Origin of the sequence: Psychrobacillus psychrotolerans (assembly GCF_900115805.1) — a bacterium.
Taxonomy (GTDB): domain Bacteria; phylum Bacillota; class Bacilli; order Bacillales_A; family Planococcaceae; genus Psychrobacillus; species Psychrobacillus psychrotolerans.
The window spans coordinates 514,732-541,091 of sequence record NZ_FOXU01000002.1 but is presented as its reverse complement, the minus strand read 5'-3'; the positions used below and the strand labels follow the sequence as shown (position 1 = coordinate 541,091).

The window sequence follows — 26,360 nt, the reverse complement described above, 5'->3', positions numbered from 1 at the left end:
TCCCTCAAAGACGATGAGGTAGATAGGTTCGGGGTGGAAGCGTGGCGACACGTGCAGCTGACGAATACTAATCGATCGAGGACTTAACCAAATTTGTTTAACGTAACAATGTCGTTTATCCAGTTTTGAAAGAATAAAAAAAATATAACAATAGCTTGAATTATTTTCTAGTTGTGTTATACTAAGTATTGTCTTTCAAGTTAATATGGTCTAGTGATGATGGCGAAGAGGTCACACCCGTTCCCATACCGAACACGGAAGTTAAGCTCTTCAGCGCCGATGGTAGTTGGGGGTTTCCCCCTGTGAGAGTAGGACGTCGCTGGGCACTAAAAGAAGTCGTTACCGATTAAAATCGGTAACGACTTCTTTTTACATATTTATGATTTAGTGTGTTTTCAAATTCTTTAACAATAGAATGAATTTTTATCTTAGCTAGTGTTCATGGAATATGTGGGAACCAATACTGTTTGTAATAAAAATGCACACCAAGTGAGTTAGCAATATATCTACATTCTGGAATTTCAGCGAGATCATTAAAACTCTTCTTTTAAGATAGAGTACATTTTTAAATCTCGATGTTCTCCTTTCACAAATATACCTTTTCTAATTATTCCTTCAAGAGTCATTCCTGCTTTTTCCATTACTCGTGCTGAAGCAATATTTTCTACATCACACCTTGCTTGAACACGAACCAAATCCATTTCTTCAAAGCCAAACTTTACTAATTCCTTTGCTACTTCAGTAGTTAGGCCTTTTCCCCAATAGTCTTTAGAAATAACATATCCGATTTCAGCAATTTTATGATTTGGTTGCCACCAAACAAAATCAATAGTTCCGATAAATTTTCCGTTTTCCTTATATTCGATTCCCCACGGTGACACCTGCTTATTTTCATATTTATTCAATACAAATTCAACAAAACCTTTTGTATCCGCTATTGTTTCATGAGTATTCCAAGTTACATACTTAGATACTTCTTCATCTGAACCGTACAAATACATATCTTCAATATCTTCTTCTGTGACTTTTCTAAGAATAAGACGTTCTGTTTCAAGGATAGGTAAATCACTATATATTTTCTCAATGTTCATTTAATCCCCTCCATTAATTATAGTCAGAAGTAAAGTAGTAGGTATCATCATCCCATTCTACTATAAAAATCCTTTGCCTTACACATACCCGCAAAAAGTTATCAGCAGTCAGTTCCTCTATAGAAGAAATCTGCCGTCTATCTGCTTTTGTAGCCCGGGAAATGGAGGTTAAGCTTTGTCTCCAATAATAGCCGGGGTCTCTCTTGTCAGAGTAGGGTACGATGGGCAGTAAAAAGCAATCGTTACTAAGCAAAATGGTAACGGCTTTTACGTCTATTTTAAAGTACTTCTATATTTTCCCTACTAACTACTTGCTGTATTACAATTAAACAGACACAATACGTAGTAACTACATTTATATAGGAGGGTTAAAGTGGCAGTAATATTAGCAGTAGACGATGATATTCATACACTTGAACTAATTTCGATTTATTTATCTCAATCTGGGTACCGTGTTATTAAAGCTGTAAATGGAACAGAGGGATTACATATGTTGGAACGTCAACTTCCAGATCTCGCAATAATTGACGTCATGATGCCTGTTATGGATGGCCTTCAACTAACCAGGTTAATACGAGAACAATACAATATTCCTGTATTGCTTTTAACAGCAAAAGGAAAACTAGAAGATAAAGAAAAAGGATATATTGCTGGGTCAGATGATTATTTAGTAAAACCTTTTGAACCTAAGGAATTGTTATTTCGTATCCGCGCTATTTTAAGAAGGTATGATAAAACAAGCGATGTGAACATCCGCTTTGGTAATATGTTAATCAATCGTAAAAGCTTTGAAGTACTAGTGGGAGAGGAAATTTTAGTTTTACCATTAAAAGAGTTTGAGTTGCTATCTAAGTTGGCTTCTAAACCAAACCAGGTGTTTACTCGAGATCAGTTAATAGAAACAGTATGGGGGATTGATTTTGAAGGAGATGAACAAACATTAAGTGTTCATATAAAAAGGGTAAGAGAGCGACTAACTAAACTAGAAACGTCTGTACAGATTACTACTATCCGTGGCGTGGGTTATAAGTTGGAAGAGTCTATATGATGAAAACTTTATATAGTAAGTTCGTGTGGATGACCCTGTTGATAATGATCGCTAGTGGAACGTTGGGATTTATGGTAGTAAATACGTATTACCACCACAATCTTAAGGAGAAAAATGATGAAAAAAATGTATTAGTTGCAAGATCAATTGTTGAAAGTATTAATATGTCTAATAGTGAGCTGGATCCTCTTCTCCACTCATTAGGCAATACGGGATATCAGTTATACGTCGTAGGCGAAAATGGGTTTAAAAGAGCTTACGGGGGTGAATTTCGAGTTCAGAAGATTGATCAGACAATTGTTGAAAGTGTTTTAAGTGGGGAAACTTATCATGGTATGAGAGAGTTTCCTAAAGAAACTTTTATAACAGGTTATTTTTCAAATGAATTAACTAATACGGTTGGTGTCTCGTTTACCTACGGAGGGGAAAATTATGCTTTATTTCAACGACCGAATATTAAATTCTTATTCAATGAAATTCATCTGTTATTAGGTGGATTAGTGGCGATAATGATTATTTTAAGTGTGATAGCGATGTTGGTAGTGGCTAAAATAATGGTTGTGCCGTTAACTAAATTGACGATAGCAACAAATAAAATAGCTAATGAAGATTTCCAAGCAGAGTTACCGGTATATCAGCGAGATGAAATAGGACAACTAGCAGATAGCGTTCGAAATATGGCCAAGCAACTGGATGCAACTGATCGGTACAAAAAGGAATTCATCTCCAGAGTATCCCATGACTTTCAAACACCACTTTTGAATATACAAGGATATGCTCATTTATTAAAAGAGGGAGATCTAAACCCGATTGATCATTTAAAGTACGTTACAATTATTCAACAAGAATCCAAGCGGCTCTCAAATGTTATGAAGCAGCTACTAGTTCTTACTTCATTTGATCAAGCTCACAGCCGTACAAAAAAAGAATTCTTTTCACTAGATATTCAGTTAAAACAAGTCATTCAAAAATTTAGGTGGCTACTGGATGAAAAAGAGATATCTATTAATATAAAGTTAAGACCTGTAATTATATACGGTGATAGTGAAATGCTTGAGTATGTTTGGGAAAATATTATTTCTAATGCTATAAAGTATAATCACTCTCCGGGGGAAATACATATTGCTTTAGAAGAAAGAGAAGAATTTGTAACTGTCACTGTTCAGGACACGGGAAGTGGGAGTAAGCATACTAAATATAACCAATGGACTGAAAGATTTTATAGAGAGGATGAGGCTCGTTCTACTCAGATTGAGGGAAGTGGACTAGGGCTAGCGATTGTTCAGGAAGTTATACAATCACATGAAGGTATTCTTTCTTTTGAAAGTGTTGTACCTCATGGAACCAAAGTAATTATCCAATTAAACAAGCTGTAATTATCTGTTCATCTTCCGTTCACTTTCAACTTGTATAGTACCTCTTATAAGGAAATACAATAGGAGGTACAGTTATGAAAAATAAACGGAACTGGCTAGTTATTATAGTTAGTTGGCTTATAGTGTTAGGATTACTTTCGTTCTTCGCTCCTTCCAGTAAAGAAGTAGCAAGTACATCAAAAAATAGTGGACTTCCAGAAACTTCTTTGTCGATTCAAGCAGATAAAGTTATAAAAGAAAATTTTTCTAGTAATGAAGGAATACCTCTAATCATTGTTTTCGAGAAATACAAGGCTAATACTGAGGAAGAAATCCAAAGTGTATTAGAATTAATGGAACAAAATTACACAAGTATAACGAAGTTTTCTAAAATTCCTTTGGAGCAAAGAGGTTCTTTTGTGTCTGAAGATAAAAAAACATTCTTTGTGCCTTTAATCTTAGAAGGAGAATTAGAAAGCAAAGAGATTCATAAAAAAGTAGAAGAAATAAAGAGTAATGTATCTCACATTATCCCATCTGATTTTAATATTTATTTTACTGGACCGGCTGGAATCGCAAGCGATACAATTGAGCTATTTTCAGAAGCAGATGTAGTTTTACTCCTAGCTACAGTAGCGATTATTTTTATCCTGCTAATTATTATTTATCGTTCATTCATCCTGGCTATTATCCCTTTAATTGGAGCAGGGATAGTGTATGGAGTAGTGGATAGAATTATTGGTCTTACTGGTAAGTTCACATCTATTACGATTGAAAGCCAGGCACTGTCAATTATGATGATCTTGTTGTTTGCCGTGATAACCGATTATTCCTTATTGCTATATGCGAGATATAAAGAAGAACAGGACATGAAGGTAGCACTTGCTAAGACAAGAGAAACCATTCTTTTCAGTGGTGGTACTATTTTAGCGGGAGTTGCAACACTTGCTTTTGCCATATATGAACCATATCGAAATTTTGCACCAGTGTTTGCGATTGCCGTAGTTATTATGCTAATCGCTGGACTAACATTATTGCCGGCTTTGTTTGCAGTAGTAAAAATGCCGAAAAAGAAAGAAAAAACAACGAAGATTTGGATAAATGCTGGAAATGTTAGCACGAAAAAACCATGGAAAGTAGCAGTGCCGATTTTGTTACTGCTAGGGATTGGGGCATGGCATGCAACAACAATCATCTATTCATACGATTTGTTGGCTTCTTTCCCAGTAGAGTTATCTTCCAGAGAAGGTTTTACAAAACTTGGGGATGCATTTTCAGAAGGAGAAATAGCACCAACAACGATTCTTGTAAAATCAAAGGATGAGAAAGTGATTGCAGATATTCGGGAGAAAATAGAAGATAGACCACTTGTAAGTCAGATACGGCCATCGACTTCAGAAAGTGACTTATACACACAGTTTTCTATCATATTAAAAGCAAATCCTTACAGCCAGGAAGCTTTGAATGAAGTGGAAAAGATAAGAAGTGAATTAGAAGACCAACAGGTTTTAGTAAGTGGAGAGACAGTGAAACACGTCGATATCCGGAATATTAACAATAGAGATACATTACTCGTAATGGGATTGATGACGGTATTGATCGGATTAATGCTTGCTTTCCAAACTAGATCAATTCGGGCATCATTGTTGATGATGTTTTCCATTTTATTGTCATTCGGAGCAGCTTTGGGATTCTCTACATGGATTTTTGATCTCTTCCTCGGATATTCATCTTTTAGTTATCGAATCCCACTTTACACATTTGTGTTTTTAGTAGCACTAGGTGTAGATTACTCGATTATGTTGATGAGTAGGTTGAAAGAAGAACGCAAACAGTTTGACGAACCTGATGCAATTGCGAAAGCGGTAGAAAAAACAGGTGGTGTTATTTCTTCGGCAGGATTAATACTCGCGGCTACATTTGCTGTTTTAATATCGCAGCCAGTTATGGAGCTTAAACTATTTGGTTTCGCTGTCGCAGTTGGGGTATTGTTGGATACGTTTATCGTTCGACCGTTATTATTACCTGCGTTATTAACAATTACAACGAAAAATAGGGGGAAATGAATATGCAAAAAAGATGGGGTATACGACTAGTTCGAGCAGGAGCATTATTTGGATTATTGGGAGCGTATCTTGGTTCTCATATGGCAGGTGCGGGATCATATGCACTTCGTCCAATTCATGCCCATATATTATTGGTAGGATGGTTATCATTGTTTGTGTATGGACTATTTTATAAATTATACAAAGTGAAGTTTCCTAAGCTTGTTGCGTTTCACGGGTGGTCAGCTATAATTGGGGCAATTGGTTTAACGGCAGGAATGTACCTACAGTTCATCCAACCGTTCAATATAAACGAAACGTTTGCATTAGTTGCGTATATTATTGGTGGATCTACTTTATTGCTGAGCTTTGCAGTCTTTGTACTCGTGACTTTTACAATTGAAATAGAATAAAAAAAAGCTGGAGGTTATATATTAACCTTCAGCTTTTTGTTTTTTCGATTATCGGCATATGATGGAATACACATTCCCAATAAAATGATCACTATTCCTGCTACTTGTAATATAGAAAGAGCTTCACTTAACACAATAACTGATACGATAACAGCAACTGGCAACTCCATTGCACTTAATATGGAAGAAACCGCACCGCCAACTTTAGGAACTGCAATTACAAAGAAGTAAATTGGGATGATGATACCCATTAATCCAAGAGCTAGTCCATAAAACAATAGTGGTTCTGTAAACAGTTTTCCATTCCACATAATTTCCGGGCTTTGGAAGATGGCAATCATAATCATTGCGATAAAAGAGACGAATAATAGACGAGTTGTTGTATTCATACCTTCTACTTGCTTTGTGTTGACATTCATATTTAAGGAAAAAGAAACGGCAGCAGCTAAACCATAAACCCAGCCTCTCCAGTCAATTCCACTTAAGTCGACATCTAGTATTCCTGCAGCTAGAATAGTTCCTATAAATAAGATAATAAGAGAAATAGTTTCTGCTCTAGATGGAAGTCTTTTTCTAATAATACAATCGATTAGTGTTCCAATCCATGTAAATTGGAAAAGCATAACAACTGCAAGAGAGGCAGGTAAGTATATGAGAGACATCCCGTACACAATTCCTGTTGTAGCGGTAAACACACCTGCCAATAAAATAATCTTAAAGCCTCCATTTAAACGAGGCAGTTTTCGTTGTGTTAACAGATATATTAATAATGCTAAAAGAAATCCAACGATATATTGACTAGAAATTGCTTCTGAAGCCGTATAGCCATCTCCAATTGCTAGTTTAACCATAGTTGATAATGTCCCGTAACTGCTTGCAGCAAACACAACCATTAGGGGGTAAATCCATAATTTCATAAAAAATTCTCCTTTAATTTGCAACTACTGTTTTCACCATATGATGAAAAGGCTCACCAATAATTGTCCAAGGACATAGGGTAACAAATCCTAGACGATTATACAAGCGAATTGCTGCATCTTTCTCCATCTCCACATTCAAGGCTAGCTTGCCGCCACCTGAACTTTTAACTAAATGTTCAGCATAACTCAATAACTTCGTGCCTATGCCATGACCACGGTAGGCTGGATTAACTACAACCGTGTCTATATACCATTCTCCCGGGGCAGTTTCCGGATCTATAGTGACAGCAGCACCTTTTTTGTTAGAAAGATAAGCTTCTAAATTTGCATCAAGGCTAATTGCCTGTTCCGAATTATAAAATACCAGTACTCCCGCGACATGACCATTCAGTTCTGCAATATACGTATTTAAATAAGAATGTCGATTATCAGTCCGTGTAAATAGGTGTATAAATTCTTTGGTAATGGCTACTTCTTCTGTTTCACCAGTCATCTGCATAGAGATGTCTCCAATAGCCTCCATGATAAGAGGAATAGCCTCAGCTGCGTCTTCTTTGTAAGCTTTTCTGATTAATATTTCCATTTAATGTTCACCTTCCAACTCGTAATTATACCATAAGTTGTCTAAATAGACTTGTTGACAACTTAGGATTATAAATAATAGGAAAATTTAAAAAATAAATGAAACTTTTCTGTTCTATATATAGTAGAATAGAAAGAGAAAAGGAGGAATAGCAATGGACTTGAATTCAATACCTTGGAACCTCATCTTACCTGTTCTAGTAATTCAATTATTATTAGTAGTGGTCGCATTAATCGATCTAGTACGTGTCAAGAGCACCAATGGACCAAAGTGGATGTGGGCACTTATCATTGTTTTTATTAATATTATTGGTCCTGTTGTGTATTTTATATTGGGGAGGCGAAATGATTGAAAACATTTCTACATGTACAGGCACTAACAAAGGAATATGGCAAAGAAAAAGCGGTAAATCAAGTTACTTTTTCATTATATAAAAATACTGCAACGGCTTTGATTGGTCCTAATGGTGCTGGGAAAACAACCACTCTGTCTATACTAGCGGGGTTATTAAAACAGACTAGCGGATCGGTAGTTATTGATGGAGACATACAAGGAGATATTAGAAGTGAAATTGGCTTCTTGCCTCAGTATCCTCAGTTCTATTCGTGGTTAACAGCACTTGAATTTATCGAGATGGTAGCGAAGTTAAGTGGAATAGATGGGAAAATGATTAAATCTCAGTCAGTTAGAACATTAGATTTTGTTGGTCTAGCAGATGCTAAAAACAAGAAAGTAGGAACATTTTCTGGGGGCATGAAGCAACGACTTGGGTTAGCGCAAGCAATCGTTCACAAACCTGGTTTGCTTTTGCTAGATGAACCTGTATCTGCATTAGATCCGATGGGTAGACGTGAAGTTTTGAATTTACTGAAAGAACTACAAGAACATACGACTATTTTATATTCAACTCATATTTTAAATGACGCCGAAGAAATGACCGACCAGTTATTGTTCTTAAGGAAAGGCGAATTAGTTGAGCAAGGATCCTTAAAGGAAGTGCGAGACAAATACGCAAATCCCCAGTATAGAATCTTATTTGCTGATACGGAAGAAGCAGCAAAATTTGTCGAAATTAGCCCATGGCCTGCTAGACAGGAAAATGAGGTTGCCTTTGTCCATCTGGAAGATAAGAAGCCGATAATGAATGAAGTATTACAGGTACTTGCTAATAGCAATTTACGCTTATCGAAGGTTGAGCGAGCATCGGCTAGTTTAGAAGAAATCTTTTTGCAGGTGGTGAATAAACATGAGTAACTTCTCAATACTATTTCAAAAAGAGTGGCGTGAAAATGTACGGAATTTCAAAATTTTATGGATACCGCTTGTATTTATCCTGTTTGGTATTTCTGAACCTTTGACTTACTATTATTTGCCACAAATTTTAAATACAGTAGGGAATATGCCAAGTGATATGGTGTTTCAGCTTCCCGAGTACACCCCAGAACAAATTGTTATGTCAACTGTAGGGCAATATCAGTTTATCGGAATGTTAATCATAGCATTTGGGTTTGCCGGTATCATTGCTAGGGAGCGCAAAAACGGAACAGCAACAATGTTATATGTAAGACCAATTTCTTATAACGCATACGTGTTTAGTAAGTTAGCTATTATGGGCATCTTAATAGTAGGAAGCGCATGTATAGGTCTGTTGGCAAATCTCTATTACACCTATATTTTATATGGAGCAGTAGAGACGGCAGCATTTATTGGGTTCTTAGGAACATACAGTATTTGGTTGTTGTTTGCCATTAGTATTGTTATTTGTAGCAGTGCAGCTTTTTCTACAGGAGTTGCTTCTGTTACATCAATTTTCTTTCTCATAATTGTACCGTTAGTAGATGGTCTCTTAGGTACTTACTGGACTATTTCACCATGGAAGTTACCAATGTATGCGGGACAAATATTAAGTAGCAGTATAGACAATACACCTTATATTTGGAGTTTGATTGTAACATTGGTGATAATTGTACTATTAATCGTCGGAGCAGCTTTTATAACAAAAAGAAATGTATCAAAGGCAAAAATATAAAAATGAGGTGATTTAAGATGGTGGCTCGTAACTCTGATAAATTTATTGTATCCTACAACCGAATAGACCAATTGATGAAAGATCTTCTTGGTACGAATGAACATATGGCATTTTTTAGATTAATTGATTTTGCTAAAAAGAAAAACGCCATTATCAGACGGTATGAGGCAGATTTACGAGAATTTGGTGATTTAAGAAATGCCATTATACACCATCGTACCTCATTGGAATACGCTATTGCTGAACCTCATGATGACGTTGTAAAAAAAATGGAGGAAATTGAAGGGGCATTAGCTAAGCCAATTACAGTAGCTCAAATGTTCCAGACAAATGTGACGATCTTTCAAGAGACCGATTCACTTAGCTATGCCCTAAAAGTAATCAAAGATAAAAAGTACAATCAATTCCCAGTATATAAGGGAAATACTTTTAAAGGTTTAATCACCCCTGTAGGCATAACTAAGTGGATGGCAAGTAAAGTGGATTCAGATTCCTTCTCAAGAAAGAGAACAATGTTATCAGAAATACTGGCACATGAAAGCAATAGAGATAATCACCGATTTATACAATCGAAAGCATCTGTTTTTGAGGCAGTAGATATATTTAAATCTTCTGTTACACGTGGGAGGCGCTTAGAAGCACTGCTCATAACAGAAGATGGAAAAGCAAGCAATAAATTGATCGGGATTATTACTCCAATGAGTCTACTGAAAATAGAATAATTCTTAAAAAAGTAGTCTTTTTCTAGGGCTATGTCATAATAATAAAGTAGGCACTAAAGTATGTGAAAGTCGAAAAAGGGGGGATTTGGTGGATTCTTTAGAGAAAGTGCAAGAACAGCGATATGATAATTTTGAAAAGACTAGTAATGAGATGACAGTTGGGGATTGGTTAATTACCATGCTTATACTCATTATTCCAATTGTTAATATTGTTATGCTGTTCATTTGGGGTTTTGGAAATCCAGACCCAAGACGTAACTACGCACGAGCTTCACTAATCTGGATGGCAATCTGTATTGTATTAATGCTTATTTTTTATGGAGTAGTATTTGCATTTATTTTTTCTTCTTTTAATAGTTATTGAGTATTTCCTGGGAAATAGCATAGTTCGACACGACCGAGTATTCCTTTGTAAAAGAAGGAATACTCTTTTTGATGTTATAATAAAGAAAAGCGAAAGCGCCTATGGAAGCCCTGACTAGCACTGGAAGGATTTCATATAAAGGCGTTCTTTGCCTTTATATACTGAAGAAGTAACTTGAGAAGTTTAGTACTAGACGGAAACTAACTAAAAACATAAGATTAGTTCTTTTTAAGGGAGATGAAATAGATGAAAGTAGCACTCTTTGGAGCCACTGGACGTGTGGGACATGCTATTCTAACGTTATTATTAGAACAGGGTATAGAAGTTACTGCAATGGTAAGAAACCCTGAAAAGATGCAACCTCATGCTAAATTATCCGTCCTACAAGGCGACGCAAAAAATAGTGCAGATATTGTAAAAGCTACGCTAGGAGTAAATGCAATTATAAGTGCACTTGGAACCGACAAAACAAGTGTATTAACAGAGTTCACCTCACACATAGTTCCCATTATGCACCAACAGCAGCTAAAGCGGATTATTACAATTGGTACTGCGGGAATATTGAATAGTAGAGCAGAACCGGGATTGCTCCGTTATCAATCATCTGAATCTAAGCGTAAATCGATAACGGCTGCCCAAGAACACCATAAAGTTTTCAATATATTAAAAGATACTGCACTCGACTGGACAATTGTTTGTCCAACCTATTTACCGACTGGAGCTTCTACAGATGATTACATTGTAATGAGAGATTACCTGCCAGAGGGTGCTGTGCAAACTACCACTGGAGATACTGCCTTATTCACTGTAAAAGAGCTAATGAAAAATGAACATTTGGGTTACAGAGTAGGTATAAAGAGTCCACGATACTAGGAGAAAATAAATGAAGAAACTGTTAATGTTAATCGTAGTGGTTATTACTTTATTGTACATAAGTAATAGTAGGATTCAAACTACCGAAATTATTGTAGAATCAGATAAAGTTCCTATGAGTTATGATGGAGTGAAAATCCTGCAGATTTCTGACTTACATGATGCAACCTTTGGAGAAAATCAGGAGAACTTAGTGGAAAAGATAAAGAAAACAAAAGCAGAACTTATTTTTATCACAGGAGATCTAGTTGATAGTAACCGATATAATTTGGACCAAAGTTTAGAATTAGTAAGGCAGATTATAGATTTTGCTCCCATTTATTACGTAACGGGAAACCACGAAATCGCTACCAATGACACCGAGAACATAAATAATTCCTTAACTGAACTTGGCGTAAATGTACTGTCTAATGAAGAACAAATAATAGAACATAAAGGGGAAGACATTCGAATTATTGGTATCGAAGATCCTCTAAATGGAGTTTTAGTGAGCGAGGCTTTAAGTCAATTTGCGGATAATGATTTATTTACTCTCGTACTTTCCCATCGACCTGAGACTTTTCAAGATTATGTAGAGAACAAAATGGATGTTGTTTTTACTGGACATGCACATGGTGGGCAGTTTCGACTTCCAGGACTTGGGGGACTAGTGGCACCAGGACAAGGCTTTTTCCCAACATACACTGCTGGAATGTATACCGAGAACAGTACGCATATGATTGTGAGTAGGGGATTGGGTAATAGTGCAATTCCGTTTAGAATATTCAATTCACCTGAGATCGTCGTTGTGACATTAAAAAGTATCTAAAAAGAAAAGACCGCTGACTAATTTACTTAGCCAGCGGTCTTGCTTTTATAAGTGTTTATCTTTACGGTCGAAGCGGTCTTTTAGTTCTCCTACTTCTTGTTGAACTTCACCTTTTAACTTATCCACTTTACCTTCTGCTTGTAATTTATGATCGTTGGTTGCATTTCCAACTTGGTCTTTTGCTTCACCTTTTGTTTTGTTTACGGCACCTTTAACTTTGTCAGATAATCCACTCATGTAAATTCCTCCTTCAGTTTTTATACTCTACTATTTAAATACCCTGGTGGAGAAGTTTTAAACTTACTCTACTATCTTAAACTCTTGCAGCATAGCATAAAATCTTGTGCCATGGCCTTCCGCTGCTTCTAAAAAATATTTCTACCCCTGCGAGTTCTCAAAAAGTTTAGTCCATAACAAAAAAAGCTTAAAGCAGTGTGCTTTAAGCTTGTACGATTACTATTTAAACCATCCTTTTTCTTTAAATCTAGAAATGGCCTCAATTCGATTTCCAACGTCTAGTTTATCTAAAATAACGGAGATATAATTGCGGACAGTGCCCGTTGTGATAAATAGTTCGCCGGCAATTTCTTTTGTGTTTTTTCCATTTGCGATTAACTCGAGAACCTGGCTTTCACGTTCTGTAAGAGGATTTTCTTCTTCGTAAGCCATATCCACAAGCTCAGGAGCGTATATTCGACGACCATCCATAATTACACGAATAGAATTTGCTAGCTCTTCACTTGGACTATCCTTTAATAGGTACCCATTTACTCCTGCTTTGCGTGCACGCTCAAAATATCCAGCCCTTGCAAAGGTGGTCAAAATGATTACCTTACAATCATTTTCTTTTAGTTCTTCTGCGGCATCCAGTCCAGTTTTAATAGGCATCTCAATATCCATAATACAAACATCTGGTTGCAATTGTTCAATCAGTTTTAATACTTCTTCACCATTATTGGCCTTACCTACAACTTCCATATCCTCTTCCAAATCGAGTAGTGAACCAAGAGCTCCTAGCACCATTCGTTGATCTTCTGCAATGACAATTCGTATCATGTCTATTCCTCCTGACTGGGTTGCTGTATAACATTGGGTACCCGTATATTCAGTGTAGTTCCATTTTTCGAATGAATATCTAAGGTTCCATTTACAAATTCAAGTCTTTCTTTCATGCCACGTAGGCCATGCCCCTTAGACCAATTTACCTTCTCTCCCATACCTTGGCCGTTATCATACACTTTTAGTAGAGTTTCTTTCGCTGATTGTTTGATAGAAATAGAGCAAGTAGATGCGCTACTATGTTTCACTACATTATTTACTGCTTCTTTTAAACACATACTAAGTACATTTTCTACAAGCAATGGAGTATTTACTAATTTAGGTGTACCAGTTACCGTACACTCTATCTGTGCAGCTTTTAGTATTTGGTTGATCCGGAAAAGTTCATCTTCAAGTTTAGTTCCGCGCATATTTGTAACCAATTCTCGAACCTCTTTTAAGACAGAACGCGCGGTTTGGTTGATATCCAATATTTCTATTTTAGCGGCTTGTGGATTTTTTTCGATCAATCGACCCGCTAAATCACTTTTAAGTCCGATCAGCGAGAGCTTTTGTCCAAGCGTATCATGCAAATCTCTCGCGATTCTTTCTCTTTCTTCAATAATAATATACTGGGAAATCTTTATTTGTGCTTCTTCTAGTTGGTCCTCTAATGCTTCTCGTTGGTTTCGAGTATATGTATTGAAGGGCAACAAAATAACACCTATCAAACAAATGATAAGAAACGGCATATGGGATAGAAATAACTCAGTTTGGGTAAAAAATCCGATAATAACGGCTGCAATTGTAGCAACTAGATGAATACTATAAATAACAAAGAAGCTAAATCTTCTCTTTATATTCCCGATTAAAAAGGACAAGAAAATAGAGAAGTATATATAACCGTATAGGTAGGTCATCCAAACACTGATGGAAATTTGTAGTGCAACGGAGAGATATAGTAACCAACCTTTAGTAGAAAAGGATGAACGATAGGCAATGAAAAATAGTAAGGTTAGTGCTAAACCAATAACAATCTCTAAAGGAGTTGTAGATCTAAATATAAAAAAGAATGGAAAAATGCAAAAAACAATCCAAGCATAAATACTTAGCCAAGGATATTTGGGGAATATTTGATACCATTTGGACATGTATTTCACCTTCTTACCTATGTATAGTTATATTCATTATAATGCAAAAACCATTCCTAGGTAATTCTGGGAATGGTTTTTGCAGAATTTTACTTACTTTCAAATGTTGAGTTTTTTGAGTTCAACTTCGTATTTTGCTTAGTATTATTTAATAAATGTTTTATCTCTTTAAAGTTAACAAAACTTTTATTATCCTCATCGAATAGTCGGAAGTGGATAGACTCCAAACTCTTACGTAAGTTAATCGTAGTAGCTTGGTGTAAAGGTGGTGTAGAGTCATGCGCTTTTTCTAAGTTATAGTTAGGAACACGTGGACTTAGATGATGCACATGATGGAATCCGATATTTCCAGTTACCCATTGTAAAACACGTGGCAACTTGTAATAAGAGCTTCCTTCTATAGCTGCTTTTACATAATCCCATTCTGACTCATCTTCAAAATAAGAATCTTCAAATTGATGCTGAACATAAAATAACCAAATTCCTAATGAACCAGCTACGAAAAGTATTGTTCCTTGGATAATCGCAAATGCTTGCCATCCAATTAACCAAATCATTAACGCATAAATAGCAACTACAGATATATTGATTAAATACGTATTGTTGCGTTCTTTTCCGCGGGCACCTTTACGGTTTATACGATTGCTTACTAAGAAAAGTAGCGCTGGTCCTAAACCGAACATTACGATCGGGTTTCTATATAAACGATAGGAAAGTCTTTTCATTGGTGTTGCTTCTATATATTCATCAACGGTCATCATCCAAATATCGCCGACACCGCGTTTGTCTAGGTTTCCACTAGTAGCATGATGGATATTATGTTCGCGTTTCCATTTTTCATAGGCAAAAAGCGTAATGATTCCGGTGATTGTTCCAGTAATATCATTGGCTTTTTTATTTTTAAAGAAAGAACCATGTGTACAATCATGAAAGATGATGAATACTCGAACGACAAACCCTGCTGCGATAACAGACAAAGCAACGGTTAGCCAAACGGACACATCTAAACTTATATAAGCTAAAAACCATAAGATGAAAAATGGTGGGATAGTGTTGATTAGTTGAATAATACTCTTATTTAACTCTGAGTTTTCAAAGGGTTTTACGTTTTTACGTAATGCGAGTGTTTTTTCTCTGCTCATTTTATTCCTCCTAGTAAGAACTATTACCTTAATAATAAGGAAAATCACAAATTAGTAGTAGGCATAAACGTCAAGTCATAAGTATGACAAGTGTCATATAGGACATATAGGTTATACCAACATAAAAGAGTGAATAGTCCTTTATAATAAGAGCAAAAGCAGCACCTCCATGAAGAGATGCTGCTTGCATAATCATATAATTATCCTTACCCAGTTATTAAATAACCTTTGAATAACAAAACGTATTCATAGAAATACTTTGTGTAAGAAATTTTTACAAATCCGTGTTATTACTGGATTTTTAATGTTATTTTTCTTTACTTTCCTTCAACAAACGTAATGTTTCATCGAATTCTTTTTCGATTTCAGCATTCGGTTTGTATGTCATTAAGCTGACTACAACTGCCACGATCAATGCAAGAACGAAACCAGGGACGATTTCATATAGTGCTCCTGAAAGTGTATCATTTGTACCCCAGAATACTACAACGACAGCCCCGACAATCATACTTGCTAATGCACCAGTGGAAGTAATTTTTCTCCAGTAAAGTGTTAGCAAGATAACCGGACCAAATGCTGCACCGAAGCCTGCCCACGCAAATGCAACAAGACCTAAGATTGTTTCATTTTGTTCCCAAGCAAGGATTGCAGCAGCGACGGAAACTACTAATACAGCGATACGACCATAGTTTACATATGTTCTGTCGGATGCATCTGTTTTAATAATGGCTTTGTATAAATCCTCTATTAAAGCTGAAGAAGTAACGATTAATTGAGATGAGATTGTACTCATAATAGCTGCTAAAACTGCTGCTAATACTAAACCAGCGATAAACGGATGGAAAACAACTTGTCCTAGTACGATGAATACTGCCTCAGGACTTGAAAGTGAAACATCCGGATTTTGTTGGAAATATGCAACACCAACAAGTGCAGTAGTAATTGCGCCTAGAAGACTCAGAATCATCCAACCGATACCAATTCTGCGAGCTTGTTTAGTTTCTTTAACAGAACTAATAGCCATAAAGCGAACGATAATATGTGGCTGTCCAAAGTAACCAAGGCCCCAAGCTATAGAGGAAATGATACCTGCAGCTGTTGTTCCAGCGATAAGACTTAAGTGCGTAGGATTCACAGCTTTAATAGACTCCACTGTTTCACCAATTCCACCAGTCATAAATACACCAAAGATTGGTACACATATTAAAGCAAGGAACATAAGTAATCCTTGAAGGAAATCTGTATAACTAACAGCAAGGAACCCTCCAAATAATGTATAAGCTACAACTACTGCTGATACGACTAAAAGTCCTGTATGATAGTCTAAACCGAATGAGCTTTCAAAGAAAACTCCTCCTGCTACCATTCCAGAGGATACATAGAACGTGAAAAATAGTAAAATGATTAAACCGGATGCAACACGTAATAATCGAGATGATTGCTTTAAACGGCTTTCTAAATAACTAGGAATTGTAATAGAATTGCTTGATACTTCTGTGTATACACGAAGTCTCGGTGCTACGTATAGCCAGTTTAAATATGCACCAATTGTAAGACCGATGGCAATCCAAGCTTCACCCATTCCTGATAAATAAATTGCGCCTGGTAAACCCATAAGTAACCAACCAGACATATCTGCAGCCCCAGCACTAAGTGCGGTAACAGCGGGACCTAGTGAGCGTCCACCGAGCATATAATCCGTTAAATTGGTAGTTTTTCTATAAGAGTACCACCCAATTGCGAGCATTGCGATCATATAAATTATAATGGCCGCGAGTTGATAAGTTTCTGCTGACATGATAAATCCTCCTCCCTTTTTTCATCATAACATGGAGGTAAACGAGGTGCATCAAAAATTTTTCAATATCCATAATTTCCTATGACTTTAGAATTATCAAATAAACGAATAATAATAGAAGGAGTGAATTAAATTGAAATTTTTTCACACAGCAGACTGGCATCTGGGTAAATTGGTTCAAGGGATATATATGACAGAGGATCAACGATTTGTATTAGAACAATTTCTCCAAGCAATTGATATAGAAAAGCCAGATGCAGTAATTATTGCAGGAGACTTGTACGATCGAGCAGTACCACCAACGGAAGCGGTACACTTATTGGATGAATTGTTTGCAGAGATTGTGTTGAAACGCAATACCCCATTATTAACTATTGCAGGAAACCATGATAGCCCTAGTCGACTAAACTTTGGTAGCCAGCTTATGAAAGAAACGGGTTTACATATTGTGGGACAATTAAGTCGGAACATGCAATCTATAGTTTTAAACGATACTTATGGAGAGGTGCATTTCCACCTTGTGCCATACGCGGATCCTTCCCAAGTCCGATATCTAATGGAAGATGAGACAATAATTACACATAACCAAGCTATGAAAAAAATAATAGAATTAATAGAAGAGAAGATGGACAAAACAAAAAGGCATGTATTTGTAGGACATGCCTTTGTTACCCCACATGGTCAAGAACAGGAAAATACAAGTGATTCCGAACGTCCTTTAGCTATAGGTGGAGCAGAATATGTAAATGCAAGTCTATTCCAACCGTTTCATTACACGGCTCTAGGGCATTTACATCAAGCCCACTATGTTTTAAACGAAACAATCCGCTATTCAGGTTCACCACTAAAATATTCTATTTCGGAGGAGCACCATAAAAAGGGCTTTTTCATCGTGGAGATGGATGCAGAAGGTAAAACGACTGTAGAAAAAAGATTACTTGCACCAACTCGAGATATGAGAACGGTTGAGGGTTTTTTGCAGGATATATTAAAGCAACCTGTTAGTGAAGATTATGTGTTCGTGAAATTACTAGATGATACGCCAGTTTTATCTCCGATGGAACAAATCCGGACCGTTTATCCTAATGCCATGCACGTCGAAAGAAAAGCGTTTAAAATAATTAGTTTGTCAGAAGAACCAGAAGTTGGACGGACGAAAAAGGATGAATATACACTGTTCCGTTCGTTTTACTCCGAAGTAAGTGGTAAAGAAGCATCGGTAGAGACCGGGGAAATATTTAAAGAAGTATTAACTGTATTAGCACGAGAAGAACGGGAAGGGGGAAAATCCAATTGAAACCGATTCAACTGAAAATGAGTGCGTTTGGTCCTTATAAATTCACAGAAACAATTGACTTTACTGAACTAAAAGGAAATCGGCTATTTGTTATTTCCGGAGCAACAGGAGCAGGGAAAACAACTATATTTGATGGGATTTGTTTTGCGCTTTACGGTTCAGGAAGCGGGGAGGATCGTCGCGATACGAAAACGATGCGTAGTGATTTCGCAACAGATGATACACATACTTCTGTTGAGTTAGTCTTCGAGATACATAATAGACGTTACCGCATATTGCGACAATTAGGTCACGTGAAAAAAGGCAATAAAGGTGCAACGGGTGAACGATATGAATTTTTTGAGATACAAGCTACTGGAGAAGTACCTGTTGTAGAACGACAGATTGTATCGGAGATCAACAAAAAGGTAGAAGAAATCATCGGGTTGACTTTAGATCAGTTCAGTCAAATTGTCATGCTCCCACAGGGAGAGTTTCGAAAGCTATTGACCTCTACTACAGAAAACAAAGAAGCTATTTTACGAAAGATTTTTAAAACAGAGCCCTACAAAATGATTCATGAAAAACTCAAAGAGAAAAAGATAATTGCAGAGGCAGAACTTAGAAAAGAACAATTGACACAGGATAATTTTACAGAAAAAATTATTGCTTCCTTTCCACTACGTGAATCTAACCTTTTTACATTAATAAATGAAGCTAATTTTAACACCTTTCAATTAGTAGAGGCATTAAAAGAAGAGACTAGCTTTTACAAAGAGAAAATTATACAAGACGAACGTAAATGTGAAGAAGCATATGAGCTTCATATGAACAAACAGAAGGTCTATCATGAAACCAAAGCTATCAATAATCGCTTTATCGAGTTGGAAGTAAAGGAACAACAGCTTAAAGCCTTAAAAGAGCGTGAAAATGAGTTCTTAGAAAAGCAGCAACAGTTAGATTCTGCGGAGCGTGCAAGTATTATAGAGCCAATTGAAGCTTATTTCAATGAGCTTGAGCTAGAGGTTAGAGGAAAGCGGACTTTATTGGAGAAAGCGCAGAAAGAAAATATGATTGCAGAGGATAATTTGAAACAAACAGAAATTATCTTTACAACCGAATCGAATAATAAAGAAGCACGCCAAAAAAGTGTGGAAATGGTTATCTACTTAAACAGTCTATTACCTATATTTGAAGAGTTGGAGATTAAGAGGAAAGAGTTGTTATTACTTGAAAAAGGTAGTTTAGAGGCAGAACAAAAGCTTTCGACAATAGCTGCTAATCTCCAAAAACATAAGAACTTGTTAAAAGAACAGAAGTTAGAAATAGAGAAGCTAGAAGAACTACTAGAACCTTTAGACAGTAAGGTGCAACAGCTTACTTTGCTTCAAGCACAGCATAACAAACTGCAAGAATATAAAGTCGTTGACCAGGAACTGCATATGCTGACCACAGCGGAAGCGAAGCAACAGGACAAATTTGAACAATGTAAAGAAACGTATGAGGATATTGAACAACAGTGGTTAGGAAATCAGGCAAGTTTAATTGCATCTAAACTAGTAGAGGGCGAGCCATGTCCAGTATGTGGTAGCAAAGAGCATTCCACATTGCATATTGATATAGGTGAAAGTTTTGTTGATGAAGGTGAGCTCCGAATGGCGAAGGCTGCGTTAAATAAGGAAGAATCGACTTTATTGACCTTTAGAGCGAAAAAAGAAACAGCAGAAGCTCAAATACAAAAAGTGCTCGTTCAGTTGAAGGAACATGAAGTAGAGGCTGAATTGGTCGAGCAAGTAGAAACCAATCTGCTCGATTTGCAAAGAGAGGTACAGCAACTTCGCTTAAAAAAAGAACTGCTATTTTCTTTAAAACAACCTTATAAAGAGTCCATAGCCAAAGTTGAAAATCTAGAACAGAGTAACTTAGAGGTGGAAGTATTCTACAGGGAACAGTCAAGCCAAGTGAAGCAAGCAAGAGCGGTATATGAGTCGAAGCTTTCCACAATACCTGGTCATATACCGACTTTACAAAATCTACAAACAGAAATTACTTTTGCAACAAAGCAAAAAGAACAATTAGCCCTTGCATGGGAAAATGTACAAAATAGGATGCAGTCTTCCCATGATGCGTGTACCACAGCCCGCTTAGCACTAGAGCATACCTCTAAATCATTACAAGAAGCGGAAGTAAAACGCGAAAAAGCTTTAACCCAATTTAGAGAATCCTTGAGCAAAGCAACGTTTGAAACTTTAGAAGAGTATTTGGCTGCTAAACTAACCGAAACAGAGCGCTCAGCCCTAAAATATCAATGTGAAGAATATAAGCAAAGGCTCCATACATTTACGGAGCAAGTAAGAGAAAGAAAAGGACAACTGGAAAACAAAACAAAAGTTGAACTAAAGCCTCTCGAGGATGAATTGAATCAGTTAAAAGAAATGTACGAGCAGGCTTTAACGATATGTAATAGTACAAAAGAGTACGTAAAGGCAGGAAAAGAAATAGAAGATAAGATTGCTTCTACTAGTGAGAGAATTACTCTATTAGAGGAACAAGTACATCGAATTATGGATCTCTATGACATATTGAGGGGGCATAACCAAAAGAAAATATCATTTGAGCGTTATGTACAAATAGAATACTTGGAGCAAATTGTTCAGGCAGCAAACGAACGATTAAAGCATATGTCGAATGGTCAGTTCCAATTGCTGCGAAGTGATAGACAGGAAACGCATGGGAAACAAAGTGGGCTCGGGTTGGATGTATATGATGCTTATACAGGTCAGAAACGAGACGTAAAAACATTGTCAGGTGGCGAAAAGTTTAATGCTTCCTTATGTCTAGCACTTGGAATGGCCGATGTTATTCAAAGCTTCCAAGGCAATATTCGTATCGAGACCATGTTTATCGATGAAGGATTCGGATCTCTTGATGAGGAGTCTCTCAACAAAGCAATCGATACATTAGTTGATCTGCAAAAATCTGGACGTATGATTGGCGTTATCTCCCATGTAGCAGAGCTAAAAGCAGCGATCCCAGCCATTTTAGAAGTGGAGAAACAAAAGGCAGGTTATAGCAGTACAAAATTTGTTATTAAATAGACCAATTTCATAATAGATTATTTAGTGAAATCCGGATATGATTTGAGTTTTACGCGGACCCTGACAGTTTATAATGAATTAATTAGCAGCAACTAATAAATGAGTAGAAATTGATTAATTATAAATAAAGGAGATAATCACATGGATCAGCATAGATTCTTTTTAGAGCTAGCATATTTTGGATAGAAGATAATAGTAGTCTAGCTCAATAAAAAGTACCTTTCATTAGTTGTCTAAGAGATGTAGGCAGGCGACTGACTGACAAACAACATAAGAATAACAAAAAAAGTGATATTGGTTATGACGGACGTCACAACCAATATCACTAAAATTCAAACGATAATAATAGAAAGTCTAAAGTCCTTCGAAAGCAATAGAAACAGGACATCTTATGCTTTATCTCAATACTTATCTTATAATATCTAAAAATTCTTCCTCGCTATACACCTCAAGCATGTTTAAGGCGGATAAACCTTGTGGGTCAACTATCTTTGGATCTGCTCCATATTCATATAGGAGAGCAGCCATTTCATAGTTTTGGTATTCCAATGCAGCGGTTAACGTATTAGAGTAATTATCTGAGGTATTTGGATTAGCCCCAGCCTCTAATAACTTTTCTGCTATCGCAATATTTCCTGCGTATATTGCATAATGAAGAGCAGTTGTTCGCTCTGAGTCCATCTCTTCTATATCAATTCCACTAGATAGTAGACTATTAACTTTTTCTTCATCCCCATCTGAAACAGCTTCCATTAGAGGAGTTAAGGTCAATGAATACTCATCACTTAAATAATCTTCTTCAGGAGATAGTTCATTGAAAACACTCCCAGAAAACAAACTAGCATAAGTGAGTGTACCAGCTGCAAATAAAGCTATGACCGCAATATAACAAACAAAGAAAATTCCAATGAGTGCACCCACTCCAAGAGCAATTTTGCTGGAGTTAGAATAGTAATTTGGTGTACCTTCTATTCTCATAAAGTTCCCGACAGCTTGAATTCGTTTAGGTAAAAGTGGATGACTGGATAACACTTCGCTTAACCATACGGCAATATTCGATTCTGTATGGATTTGTTCCAAATATGCGTCTTCGTTTACCTCTGAATATAACTTTTTTCCAACGCCAAGAATGGTAAGTGCTTGTTTAGCAGCCATTCCATTTTGTATATAATAGGCAGCTTCACGATCACAGGTATATTCACATGATCTACTATACGCTTGCGAGAGAAATGGTATAAATTGTGCAGGCATGATTAAAATGTTCTTCCACACATGTCTTCTCTTTACATGAGAAAGTTCGTGGGCAATGATAAAATCGAGCTCTCCTTCACCTCGTTCTCTAGCTAACTCAAAAACTTCCGAATAAATAACTACCATATTTCTTCCTAGAAATCTTGTAGCAAATGCATTAAATGCTCCTTCTGAATGAATAACGAACACATCAGGAACTTTTTTTATGTTCATTTTTTCAGACAAAGACACGACACGCGCGTATACATCTGGGAATTGCTTTTCACTAATACGTATCCCATTTCCTCGAATAGAGCCGAGCATAACTACATTAGCATAAAGCAAAAATACGAAAAGAATTAATAAAATAGCTATACCAAATAAAGACACGATAGCAAGTATGTATAATAACAAACTGAAAATAACACTAATAACGAAATATGGCATTTCCCTATTAGAAGTTAACTCCTTCGACGACAAATAAATTACCTCCCCCAAATATTTACCAATTTATCATCCTACGTCTTTTCTGTCAAACTAGAAAATTCTGATAGATACTATCTAGTATACCGTATGTCTTTCACACAAATTCCCCTTTCATCATATTATTTTTACAAGAGGTGGTGAAAAATGCACGAGGAAAAAGAGGGTAAATTATACAATCCCTATGAAATGGAACAACAAGAATGGAAGAAGCGACAGGTAAAAGAGAGAGGAAAACAATTATTAACCATTATTTCTCCTATTTTCATTCTTTTACTTTGGGAAATTTGTTCAAGAACAGGTGTACTTGATATACGATTTTTTCCACCCCCGTCTGCCATTGTTTCTACATTTTTTGAATTGATGACAAGTGGGTTGTTATGGACACATATTTCTGTCTCTTTGTATAGAATAGCCGCTGGATTTTTATTAGGTGTAATACCAGGAATAATTATTGGGCTACTAATGGGATTGTACGCCCCGATCCGTCATTTTATCTCACCGATTGTCATGGCTTTTATGCCTATCCCGACTTTGGCTTTACTACCGATCATCATTATCCTTTTTGGTATTGGAGATTTTTCAAAAGTTGTTACTATTGCAGGAAGTGTATTTTTCCCAGTGGTTATTAATACTGTCGCTGGCGTATTGAATATAGAAAAAGTTCACTTAGACGTAGCCAAAAATTATGGTGCAAGCCCCACTGATTTCTTTCTTAGAATTGCTTTCCCGGGCGCCCTTCCAGTTATGTTAGAAGGAATTCAAATGGGGCAGGCGATTGCGCTACTGACGATTGTCGCAGCTGAGATGATGGGGGCAACATCAGGTATCGGTTATTTAATCTGGACTTCCTATAAAGCGTTTATGTTAAAAGAAATGTTCGTCGGATTGATCCTCATTTCTTTCTTTGGATTTATGTTTTCTCTTTTATTACGCGGACTACAAAGAAAAATTATCCCTTGGAGGTGATTAGATGGACCAACCAGTAAAAATTTCTATTGATAATCTCACGAAAGTATTTTATAAAAAAAATAATAGTGTGACAGCTATACAAAATATTACGTTAAACGTAGAAGAAGGAGAGTTTGTCTGTATAGTTGGTCCAAGTGGATGTGGAAAAACTACTTTACTACGAATACTTGCTGACCTGGAACAACCAAGTTCGGGTACATTTTCAATAGAATCAGATACAGACTTCCGGCCATTGCAATCAATGGTATTTCAAGAAAAGGGAGTTATTCCTTGGTTGACTGTAGAAGAAAATGTAGCATTTGGGCTGAATATGCGTCATCTGCCTAAAGAGTTTGTTCGAAAGCAAACTAATTATTATTTAAAAAAAGTTGGTCTTACAAAGTTCTCAAAGCTATACCCAAAAGAACTTTCAGGAGGCATGAAACAACGGATAAGTATTGCACGAGCTTTTGCAAATGATCCGGAAATATTGCTAATGGATGAACCATTTGCAGCGCTGGATGAACAGAACAAGTTCATCTTGCAAGAAGAGCTGCTATCTATTTGGTCTGAGACGAAAAAAACGGTGATTTTTATTACGCATAGTATCGATGAGGCTTTGTTATTAAGTGACCGTATTGTATTGATGAGTGCTCAACCGGGAGAGATAGTAGAAGAGATAAAAGTACCTTTGCCAAGACCACGTACGATGGAGCAAGTTCGTGCCAATCTGGAAATGGCGGAGCAGTTTATAGCGATCTGGAATCATCTACAGCAGGAAGTTCAAAAGTCGAGAAAGTAAGGAGGAAATATGTGAAAAAGTGGGGGTTTTTAATTGTAGTATCTTTTGTACTTTTACTAAGTGCATGTAGTTCTAAAGATAAGGACAGTTCATCCAAAGTAGATGATGAGGTGAGTAAAGAAAATCCTTCAGGAGATCTTGCACCACTAGAGGAAAAGGTTAAGGTTGTTATCGCTGAGGATGGATCTGCCTCTGGAGCTGGGTTTTATATCGCAAAAGAAAAAGGGTACTTTGAGGATTACAATATAGATGTAGAGTTTGCGGTGTTCTCGAATAGTGATGAAATGTTGCCGGCCCTTGCTTCTGGAGATGTAGATATCGCAGGAGGAGTATCGACTGCGTCATTCTTTAATGCTATTGCACAAGGAATTGACGTGAAAATTATTGCAGACAAAGGGCATAATGTTCCAGGGAAATCTTATTTTTCATTTGTAATCGGAAATCAAATGGTAGATGAAATAAAAAATTATGAAGACTTTAAAGGAAAAAAAATCGCAATATCCTCTAAAAACTCGATTGATGAATATATCTATTTGGAAATGCTAAAGCATGCTGGATTAACAACTGAGGATGTAGAGCTTGTATTACTTGCAGATTTCGGAAGTATGCTAGGTGCAATTGAAAATGGCTCGATTGATGCAGCATTACAAATTGAGCCATTAATAGCGCAAGGTGTTGAAAATGGATTTCATCAACGGTTTGGAGATGCGACTGACTATGCACCTGAGTCTCAAATTGCTATGGTATTAGGTTCACCACAGTTCATGAGTGATGAACAGGAGGTCTCCCTGCGGTTCATGGCTGCCTATTTAAAAGGGGTTCGTGATTACAATGATGCCTTTATTAAAGGGGAGAACAAAGCTGAAATTATAGACATCATGACAAAGCATACATCTCTAAAAGATACTTCGCTCTGGGAAAAAGTATTTGTAACTGGATTAAACCCAGACGGTACAATGTTTTTAGATGATGTATTAAAACAATATAATGCATACAAAGAAAACGGAGCTATTAGTGGGGATGTAGATTTTGATAAGGCGGTAGATACGTCGGTAACAGAAAAAGCAGTAGAAATTTTAGGAGCATATGAAAAGTAAACGTCCAGAAATTTGGGCGTTTTTTTTTCAAAGATAAGGATAA

Annotated in this window: 25 protein-coding genes and 2 rRNA genes; 18 read left to right on the top strand and 9 right to left on the bottom strand. The window is 36.5% G+C overall.

The genetic code is table 11. The features are described from left to right. Together BM260_RS07690 and rrf are read left to right on the top strand one after the other, a co-directional pair. Positions 1-91: ribosomal RNA gene (locus tag BM260_RS07690) — 23S ribosomal RNA — on the top strand; the annotation flags it as partial. Between the two features lie 118 nt (positions 92-209). Continuing rightward, positions 210-325: ribosomal RNA gene (gene rrf / locus BM260_RS07685) — 5S ribosomal RNA — on the top strand. A 208-nt stretch (positions 326-533) separates the two neighbouring features. On the opposite strand, the gene BM260_RS07680 is transcribed toward rrf, so the two are convergent. Further along, positions 534-1,091, bottom strand: coding sequence for a GNAT family N-acetyltransferase (locus tag BM260_RS07680; RefSeq protein ID WP_093536700.1), 558 nt, complete (start codon positions 1,089-1,091; stop codon positions 534-536). Between the two features lie 373 nt (positions 1,092-1,464). On the opposite strand from BM260_RS07680, the gene BM260_RS07675 reads away from it, so the two are divergent. The 4 genes from BM260_RS07675 to BM260_RS07660 all read left to right on the top strand — a co-directional run bounded on the left by BM260_RS07675 (position 1,465) and on the right by BM260_RS07660 (position 5,952). After that, entirely contained in the window at positions 1,465-2,139 is a 675-nt protein-coding gene (locus BM260_RS07675) for a response regulator transcription factor (RefSeq protein ID WP_093536698.1), read from the top strand. Then, entirely contained in the window at positions 2,136-3,515 is a 1,380-nt protein-coding gene (locus BM260_RS07670; protein ID WP_245762665.1) for a sensor histidine kinase, read from the top strand. Before BM260_RS07675 ends, BM260_RS07670 begins: the two co-directional genes overlap by 4 nt. Positions 3,516-3,589: 74 nt before the next feature. Beyond that, positions 3,590-5,560: an MMPL family transporter gene (locus tag BM260_RS07665; RefSeq protein WP_093536696.1), complete on the top strand. Its 1,971-nt coding sequence runs from the start codon at positions 3,590-3,592 to the stop codon at positions 5,558-5,560. A gap of 2 nt (positions 5,561-5,562) precedes the next feature. Continuing rightward, positions 5,563-5,952, top strand: coding sequence for a hypothetical protein (locus BM260_RS07660; protein ID WP_093536694.1), 390 nt, complete (start codon positions 5,563-5,565; stop codon positions 5,950-5,952). 14 nt (positions 5,953-5,966) lie between these two features. On the opposite strand, the gene BM260_RS07655 is transcribed toward BM260_RS07660, so the two are convergent. Both BM260_RS07655 and BM260_RS07650 read right to left on the bottom strand, forming a co-directional pair. After that, positions 5,967-6,869: an EamA family transporter gene (locus tag BM260_RS07655; RefSeq protein WP_093536692.1), complete on the bottom strand. Its 903-nt coding sequence runs from the start codon at positions 6,867-6,869 to the stop codon at positions 5,967-5,969. A 13-nt stretch (positions 6,870-6,882) separates the two neighbouring features. Then, positions 6,883-7,455: a GNAT family N-acetyltransferase gene (locus BM260_RS07650; protein WP_093536690.1), complete on the bottom strand. Its 573-nt coding sequence runs from the start codon at positions 7,453-7,455 to the stop codon at positions 6,883-6,885. Between the two features lie 154 nt (positions 7,456-7,609). Here BM260_RS07650 and BM260_RS07645 point away from each other — a divergent pair, with 154 nt between their 5' ends. The 7 genes from BM260_RS07645 (at position 7,610) to BM260_RS07615 (ending at position 12,251) form a co-directional block, all read left to right on the top strand. Next, positions 7,610-7,807, top strand: a complete 198-nt coding sequence (locus BM260_RS07645; protein ID WP_093536688.1) for a PLD nuclease N-terminal domain-containing protein — start codon at positions 7,610-7,612, stop codon at positions 7,805-7,807. Continuing rightward, positions 7,804-8,709 carry an ABC transporter ATP-binding protein gene (locus tag BM260_RS07640; RefSeq protein ID WP_093536686.1) on the top strand — a complete coding sequence of 302 codons (906 nt, stop codon included), beginning with the start codon at positions 7,804-7,806 and terminating at the stop codon, positions 8,707-8,709. Before BM260_RS07645 ends, BM260_RS07640 begins: the two co-directional genes overlap by 4 nt. Beyond that, a complete protein-coding gene (locus BM260_RS07635; protein WP_093536684.1) occupies positions 8,702-9,484 on the top strand; it encodes an ABC transporter permease in 783 nt (260 codons plus the stop codon). Before BM260_RS07640 ends, BM260_RS07635 begins: the two co-directional genes overlap by 8 nt. 17 nt (positions 9,485-9,501) lie before the next feature. Beyond that, positions 9,502-10,206 (top strand): CBS domain-containing protein, encoded by a 705-nt coding sequence (locus BM260_RS07630; RefSeq protein ID WP_093536682.1) that lies wholly within the window; start codon positions 9,502-9,504, stop codon positions 10,204-10,206. Positions 10,207-10,294: 88 nt separating this feature from the next. After that, the gene (locus tag BM260_RS07625) at positions 10,295-10,570 is read left to right on the top strand and encodes a hypothetical protein (protein WP_245762664.1); all 276 of its coding nucleotides are present in this window, start codon (positions 10,295-10,297) and stop codon (positions 10,568-10,570) included. Positions 10,571-10,816: 246 nt separating this feature from the next. Further along, on the top strand, positions 10,817-11,443 hold the full coding sequence (locus tag BM260_RS07620; RefSeq protein WP_093536680.1) for an NAD(P)-dependent oxidoreductase: 627 nt from the start codon (positions 10,817-10,819) through the stop codon (positions 11,441-11,443). 10 nt (positions 11,444-11,453) lie between these two features. Beyond that, entirely contained in the window at positions 11,454-12,251 is a 798-nt protein-coding gene (locus BM260_RS07615) for a metallophosphoesterase (protein ID WP_093536678.1), read from the top strand. A 45-nt stretch (positions 12,252-12,296) separates the two neighbouring features. On the opposite strand, the gene BM260_RS07610 is transcribed toward BM260_RS07615, so the two are convergent. From BM260_RS07610 to putP, 5 genes are all read right to left on the bottom strand, one after another. Further along, on the bottom strand, positions 12,297-12,488 hold the full coding sequence (locus BM260_RS07610) for a CsbD family protein (RefSeq protein WP_093536676.1): 192 nt from the start codon (positions 12,486-12,488) through the stop codon (positions 12,297-12,299). 219 nt (positions 12,489-12,707) lie between these two features. Then, on the bottom strand, positions 12,708-13,307 hold the full coding sequence (locus BM260_RS07605; protein ID WP_093536674.1) for a response regulator transcription factor: 600 nt from the start codon (positions 13,305-13,307) through the stop codon (positions 12,708-12,710). 2 nt (positions 13,308-13,309) lie between these two features. Next, positions 13,310-14,440, bottom strand: a complete 1,131-nt coding sequence (locus tag BM260_RS07600) for an ATP-binding protein (RefSeq protein WP_093536672.1) — start codon at positions 14,438-14,440, stop codon at positions 13,310-13,312. An 89-nt stretch (positions 14,441-14,529) separates the two neighbouring features. Then, positions 14,530-15,582, bottom strand: a complete 1,053-nt coding sequence (locus tag BM260_RS07595; RefSeq protein WP_093536670.1) for a fatty acid desaturase — start codon at positions 15,580-15,582, stop codon at positions 14,530-14,532. A 307-nt stretch (positions 15,583-15,889) separates the two neighbouring features. After that, positions 15,890-17,380, bottom strand: a complete 1,491-nt coding sequence (gene putP, locus BM260_RS07590) for a sodium/proline symporter PutP (RefSeq protein ID WP_093536668.1) — start codon at positions 17,378-17,380, stop codon at positions 15,890-15,892. 133 nt (positions 17,381-17,513) lie between these two features. Between putP and BM260_RS07585 the strand changes: the two genes are divergently transcribed. Then, the gene (locus tag BM260_RS07585; protein WP_093536666.1) at positions 17,514-18,677 is read left to right on the top strand and encodes an exonuclease SbcCD subunit D; all 1,164 of its coding nucleotides are present in this window, start codon (positions 17,514-17,516) and stop codon (positions 18,675-18,677) included. Further along, positions 18,674-21,754, top strand: coding sequence for an AAA family ATPase (locus BM260_RS07580; protein ID WP_093536664.1), 3,081 nt, complete (start codon positions 18,674-18,676; stop codon positions 21,752-21,754). Before BM260_RS07585 ends, BM260_RS07580 begins: the two co-directional genes overlap by 4 nt. Positions 21,755-22,162: 408 nt before the next feature. Here the strand turns inward: BM260_RS07580 and BM260_RS07575 are convergent, their stop codons facing one another. Continuing rightward, complete coding sequence (locus BM260_RS07575) at positions 22,163-23,464, bottom strand: M48 family metallopeptidase (RefSeq protein ID WP_245762663.1); 1,302 nt, start codon at positions 23,462-23,464, stop codon at positions 22,163-22,165. 150 nt (positions 23,465-23,614) lie between these two features. Between BM260_RS07575 and BM260_RS07570 the strand changes: the two genes are divergently transcribed. From BM260_RS07570 to BM260_RS07560, 3 genes are read left to right on the top strand one after another with little or no spacing between them, the layout of a single operon-like run. Beyond that, positions 23,615-24,436: an ABC transporter permease gene (locus BM260_RS07570; RefSeq protein WP_093536662.1), complete on the top strand. Its 822-nt coding sequence runs from the start codon at positions 23,615-23,617 to the stop codon at positions 24,434-24,436. Positions 24,437-24,440: 4 nt separating this feature from the next. Beyond that, complete coding sequence (locus BM260_RS07565; protein ID WP_093536660.1) at positions 24,441-25,220, top strand: ABC transporter ATP-binding protein; 780 nt, start codon at positions 24,441-24,443, stop codon at positions 25,218-25,220. Positions 25,221-25,231: 11 nt separating this feature from the next. Continuing rightward, positions 25,232-26,317, top strand: a complete 1,086-nt coding sequence (locus tag BM260_RS07560; protein WP_093536658.1) for an ABC transporter substrate-binding protein — start codon at positions 25,232-25,234, stop codon at positions 26,315-26,317. Positions 26,318-26,360 lie beyond the last annotated feature (43 nt).